Origin of the sequence: Streptomyces sp., from assembly GCF_036566765.1 — a bacterium.
GTDB lineage: Bacteria > Actinomycetota > Actinomycetes > Streptomycetales > Streptomycetaceae > Streptomyces.
Window position 1 is genome coordinate 1 of sequence record NZ_DATCVQ010000395.1, and the last position, 2,666, is coordinate 2,666.

The 2,666-nt window shown below is 64.0% G+C and carries 3 protein-coding genes; all 3 read left to right on the forward strand.

Translation table 11 applies throughout. The features are described 5' to 3' along the window. On the forward strand, window positions 1–781 hold a 781-nt coding region (locus tag VIU94_RS23200; RefSeq protein WP_331913791.1), incomplete at its 5' end, for a polymorphic toxin-type HINT domain-containing protein. Then, window positions 778–1,245: a hypothetical protein gene (locus VIU94_RS23205; RefSeq protein WP_331913792.1), complete on the forward strand. Its 468-nt coding sequence runs from the start codon at window positions 778–780 to the stop codon at window positions 1,243–1,245. The genes VIU94_RS23200 and VIU94_RS23205, both read left to right, overlap by 4 nt. A gap of 816 nt (window positions 1,246–2,061) precedes the next feature. Beyond that, the coding region (locus VIU94_RS23210; RefSeq protein ID WP_331913793.1) for a hypothetical protein at window positions 2,062–2,666 on the forward strand (605 nt) is incomplete at its 3' end.

Here is a 2,666-nt window from a genome sequence, read left to right on the forward strand (position 1 = left end):
CGAACCAAAGGACAAGCCGGACGAGGAGGAGTCCGAACGCAAGCCGGTCACCTGCCCGACCAAGCACAGCTTCCCGCCCGGTACCCGAGTCCTCGCCGGAGGCGGGCTCTCCCTCCCGATCGAAGCGGTACGCCTCGGGGAGCAGGTCCTCGCCACCGACCCCGTCACCGGCCTGACGACCCTGCGCACGGTGACCCGCACCTTCACCACGTACGACGACAAGGACTTCACCCGCCTGACGACGTCCGCGGGCACGGTCACCGCCACCGACACGCACCCCTTCTGGCTCGTCGACGAACACCGCTGGGCCGACGCCGGCGACATCAAGCCCGGCGACCAGCTCCGCCTGCCCTCGGGCTCAACCCTCCAGGTCACAGCCGTGACCCGGTACACCCAGCGACAGACCACCCACGACCTGACCGTCGCCGACCTCCATACGTACTACGTTCTGGCAGGTCGAACGCCGGTTCTGGTGCACAACAGCTCCCCGTTCTGCGGGAGGCCGTTTGGAAATCGTGCTGGTGGAGACGATTTTCATGGCAGTGATTACTCACTCGATGAGATCGTGCAGTTTGTTCATGGGCACACAGGAGGTGGGAACCCGGCGATGGGTAGGCCGAGTCAGGCGGAAATTGAGACGACTTTGCGTAAGGCTGGGCCGGTTCGTATCGGAAAGCAGAACTCTGCTCAGTTCGACCATGGTGGCGTCAGAGTAATTGTCAATTATGATATGCCGTGGAAGAGCACGGCCTATTATCCTGGTTCGCTTGGAAAGTCGTGATCATCGTGACCAACCCTGACCTGTCCTGGATTTCTGGACGCCTGTCGAGCGATGATCTTCATGTGCTGGACAGGGTGAATATCCAGGTCTCCAGCCAGCGAAGTATCACTCTCACCCATCTTTTGGCCTCGTGGAAGGCTCACGTGGAGAAGCTTGAGGCGGACCTCTCGTTGTCCAGCTCGGACAGGTCTGCGTGGGGGGTCCATGACTTGATCGCCGCTTTGATTATTCGAGATTCGATCCAGGACGGAATGGGCGCTCTCGATGCCGCACTGGGATCTCGCATCGAAAAACTGCTGTCGAAAATCGACAAGCTGTTCATCTCCTTCACCGAGCCGGACGCTCTGCTCCGTCTTGAAAAGGTGGATGGTCGCCCTAGGGGTGAATGTGGATGGTGGTGGAAGCGGATCCCTGTGGCCGGACCGGCGCGCGAAGAGGCAATTCTTTATAGCGGGCTCAATTAGCCGGACCGCCGTGGGACAACCGCGACGGCTGCCAGTTCGGCGGCGACCCCCGGCCATGCGGCGACCTGCTGAACCCGCCTCGCCCTACGCGGGGATCTTTTGCGGGACAGCCCTGAGCGGTGATAGTGCCTGGAGGTGCGGTTGGAGCTCTCTTCGGGAGTCGATCCAGGCGTGCTCGGTGTAGCAGTCGAAGGAGCATCGTGACGGCCTATGTTTTCAAGGCTGAAGAAGATGTTTGTCGGTGTCAAACCGGGGGTCGAGCAGGCGCAGGTCGGAGTGGCGTATCTGGATGCTGGTTACTCGGGTAGCCCGGAGGGCGGCGGGTGGCGGTGTGCTGGAATGCGGGCTCTTCGCTAAAGGGGATTTCTGTGCAAATGAAGCATGTGGGTGGCGAATTCGCTCTCAGGTTGAACCGTCGTGAGATCGTGATGGCCATCTCGGTCTTGGGGTGGGTTGACGCTTTGGTTCCGTCCGATGAGGCGTTTAGAGACTACGTAGGCTGGTCGAGGAAGGAATGCCGGGAATTTGCAGACGTACTCGCTGACTTCTGTCGATCGGCCCCGCCCGGACATTGAACCGCTTCACTCCTGAGCGGATCGCGAAGGCCAAGGCCGTGTACGACGGGACTTACCAGTGAACTACAACTTTCTGACTGTGCATCGCCCGGTCCCGGCGACGGTGGTGTCCGCGCTTGCCTCGGCCGTGGGGGTCGAGCCCGCGCAGGTCGATGTGGGCACCCGGGATGCCGATCCGGAGGGGCGGAATTGGCAGGCAGCCGTGCTGTGCGAATACGAGCCGGTTCGGGGAGACGTGGCGTTGTCTTTGGACATCTACGTCATCGAGGCCGTCCCGAACCCGCCGGATGAGGTGACAGTGGCGGCCAGGGTCGCGGCGGCGACCGGCACGACTGTGCTCTGCCCGACGGAGGACATCGGCACCATCGCGACGTACTGGGCCGTGACGCCGGACGGCCGGCGCACGCTGGCGCGGGAGCACGAGTCCGAGGGTCCCGACCCTGTGTACACCGTCGACATGGTCGAGGAACCGGTGCCTCACCTTCCGGGCGCGAAGGTCGGGCTGCTGCCTGAGGTGTACGGGGCGGACGGGTACACGTCCCCCGTCACCGACGCCTTCGTCGCCGCCACGGACCCGAACCGTGAGGCGGAGCCGCAGAGCATGGCCAGCCGGGCACGCGTGACGCTCTCGATCTGGGAGGAGTTCGCGCGGCGGGCGGCGGCCGACTGGGCGCCGTTGGGGCGCTACCCCGAGGAGTCGTACCTGGACGACCTGCGGGTGAGAGACCGCCTCGCCGACCGGTTGCGCATGGCGGAGCCCGCGCTGCGCGGGCCCATGGTCCGGGCGGCCGAGGAGATCGATGCGATCTACCGCGCCCACACGGACGACGACGGCGGGGAGTTCCT